4 protein-coding genes are annotated in these 2,657 nt (G+C 42.7%); 1 reads left to right on the plus strand and 3 read right to left on the minus strand.

Annotation, left to right across the window (positions count from 1 at the left end; all coding sequences use genetic code 11):
* Both FC07_RS16190 and FC07_RS08545 read right to left on the minus strand, forming a co-directional pair.
* Nucleotides 1-265: hypothetical protein (locus FC07_RS16190; RefSeq protein ID WP_235807487.1), on the minus strand; the 265-nt coding region annotated here is incomplete at its 3' end.
* A gap of 51 nt (nt 266-316) precedes the next feature.
* The gene (locus FC07_RS08545) at nt 317-1,141 is read right to left on the minus strand and encodes a hypothetical protein (protein ID WP_057904685.1); all 825 of its coding nucleotides are present in this window, start codon (nt 1,139-1,141) and stop codon (nt 317-319) included.
* A gap of 152 nt (nt 1,142-1,293) precedes the next feature.
* On the opposite strand from FC07_RS08545, the gene FC07_RS08550 reads away from it, so the two are divergent.
* Entirely contained in the window at nt 1,294-1,881 is a 588-nt protein-coding gene (locus tag FC07_RS08550; protein ID WP_057904686.1) for a TetR/AcrR family transcriptional regulator, read from the plus strand.
* Here FC07_RS08550 and FC07_RS08555 read toward each other — a convergent pair.
* Nucleotides 1,876-2,421 carry a TetR/AcrR family transcriptional regulator gene (locus FC07_RS08555; protein ID WP_057904687.1) on the minus strand — a complete coding sequence of 182 codons (546 nt, stop codon included), beginning with the start codon at nt 2,419-2,421 and terminating at the stop codon, nt 1,876-1,878. The genes FC07_RS08550 and FC07_RS08555 overlap by 6 nt on opposite strands.
* Nucleotides 2,422-2,657: the final 236 nt, after the last annotated feature.

Below are 2,657 nucleotides of genomic sequence, written 5' to 3' on the forward strand. Positions count from 1 at the left end.
TTGGTCCAAAATTGTGCGGTATGCCGATATTAAACCTCGTATGAATAATTCGGGTGTCGGTTTTCCTGCATTTTTTGTTAGCATGAATGGCTAGATCAATTGTTTTATCAAATGCTGAGACATATTTAATGATACCGCTATTGCGTTTGATTTTAGCCACCATTTCATCAATGTCTTTTAAAACCTTAGAATAAGAGCAACGGTAGATATGGTCGACAATATTGTATTTCCCGGTGTGTCGCTTATGGATTGATTTTTGGCGCATTGGTAAATCATCAACTTCGCTGCGATTGACGATGGCCCACGTGATAACCTCCTAGTCGTTGGACTGTGCGTATATTTCTGCTGTGTGCATGAATTCGATTGCGAGATGGTATGCGTGGCCGTTGATAATCTCATCAGGGGTCGTTTCCGGCATGATGACAGATAACTTGAGTTCAATCCCATTTTCCAGTGGTTTGTACTGATGATACGGAATGGTGTACAGCGGTGTGCCATCCATCAGGGTTGGTTGCCCTGTAGTGGCGACTGGATACGCTGGATCACGAGGAACCGGTAGTGCATCTGTAGATAGTGGTGTGATCAGTTGCGGATAAGGTGCGCCATACATGCCGAACGTCTCCATGCCGTAGAGGCCGTCGTCACTAGCAGTTACGAAGAAATGTTCTGGATTCATCTGCAAGGCCATTTCAGAGGCTTCATTAGCGATGCGGCGCATTTTGTCTTCCGGCGTTTCGTCCTTGACTGTTTTTTGTGGGCGGCCATTGATAATCAAGTCTGGGTCAACGCCCAATACTTTCATGTAGGTTTGGCTCATCTTGAACGGACTTTTTGCAAGGTTAAAACCCTTGCAAATTTTTTTCCACATGTCTTCCATCATCTTGATTTGCGGACGATACATGGCCTGAATCTCAGTTGCAGAATATTGGGCACGAGTTTCAATGTTTACGTCACGCGCAGTCTTAACGCCTAGTAAGTTAATATCAGCGTGGGTCAATTGGTGCTCATCCTGTTGAACATCAGCGCCGAGTGATTTCATTTCGTGAAGCACATGCTGGGTACGCTCAAATTCGAGTGCGTTTAACACCTGGGTTCCGACCTGATGGTTGTCGATGATACATTCAACAGATAACTTAGTCATTTCGACAGCTCACTTTCATTTTTGACTTGAGAATACAAAAGGTATTGGTATGATAAATACGACACCGTGTCGTCTTATTTCAAATGTTAATGGGGAAAATCAAATTCATCAAGCGACAATATTGATCAGAATGTCGTGTGAAAGGAGCTATCATGCATAAACAACCGGACAAAGTGGCACAAACCAAGAAAAAAATAGAAAATGCTTTTATCAGTTTCTATGGGAACACTGATATTGAAAAAATCTCCATCAAGGCGATCACCAGTGAAGCTCAAGTGCACCGAAGCACGTTCTATCTTTATTATCAGGATATTTATGATTTACTTTCGTCAATCGAACAAGCGCAGCTACTATCATTTCGGGTGTATGTTGAAAAGCAATTACCACTTGAATCTGTTGAGGTCGGGTTACGAAAACTAGTTGCGTATTTCAGTTCAAATGGTGAGCTATTGTATCTGCTAATGAGCAAAGGGCGTAATGGTGAGTTCAGAGAACAACTGGGCAATGTGATTCAAGACATGGTTCAAGAAGTTATGGGAATCAAACAGTCTGACGGTGACCTTGAGTTGACCATGAGTTATATTGCCAATACCTTCATGTTTTTTGAATCATATTGCTTTGAACGTCAGGCATCTGTTGAGGCGTATTATCCAAAAATTACGGAGTTGCTTCATCATGGTGTCGTCAGTGCATTGCAACCATACGTTACGTCAAGCAATGATCTCTTGAGCAAGTTATAATTTCTTGGTGTTAAGCACGCCATTGCGGAGATAGCTGGCAGCAATCCGCGCAAGTTCTTGAGGCGTTTCTCTGGTATCGCGCTCGAACCACGCAATCAAGAGGTTATACATAGCGCCGGTGACAAAGTATAGGCGGTAGATTGCAGGATCCGCTAGTGACATATCACCAGCTACATCGAAAATACTGTCAAGTAAGAAGGCCTGGAGGACTTGTGAAAAACCGCCATGATATAGCAACAAGAACCGGTCTTTTTCAGGACGTATTGTCTGGAGTGTGGCAGTGAATCCCTGTAACGTATTTTCATAGGACAAGGTATCATCTGCAACTGGAATGGTGCTTTCGCGAAGCGCGTTCAAGTAGCATTCCACGATATCGGTTTGGTTGAAGAAATTGCGATAGTAGGTGGTGCGAGCAACGCCAGAGCGCTTGATGATGTCAGACGGGCGAATCTCCGACCTAGATTTTTCTGCCAGTAACTCAAAGAAGGCGTTGATGATTTGTCGCTTGACACGTTGGTTTTCCTGTTTGCCATAGTTCATATTAATCACTGCTATACAAAATGTAGAATTATGTCATCCAACATAATGAGAAAGAAATATAGTTTTTCCTTTCCGAATTTCGTTTACTTCCGTCATCATTAGTATTCCGATAGCCGAAAAACGGGTAATCGCAGGGACTAACTCTTGAAGTTTAAGGGCATAGCCTGCCCCTTTTTAATTATGGTAGATTGTAAAATTTAAGTTGAACATATTAGTGGACAGAAAAACCCATAAAG

The sequence above is a fragment of the Loigolactobacillus bifermentans DSM 20003 genome, assembly GCF_001434575.1.
GTDB lineage: Bacteria > Bacillota > Bacilli > Lactobacillales > Lactobacillaceae > Loigolactobacillus > Loigolactobacillus bifermentans.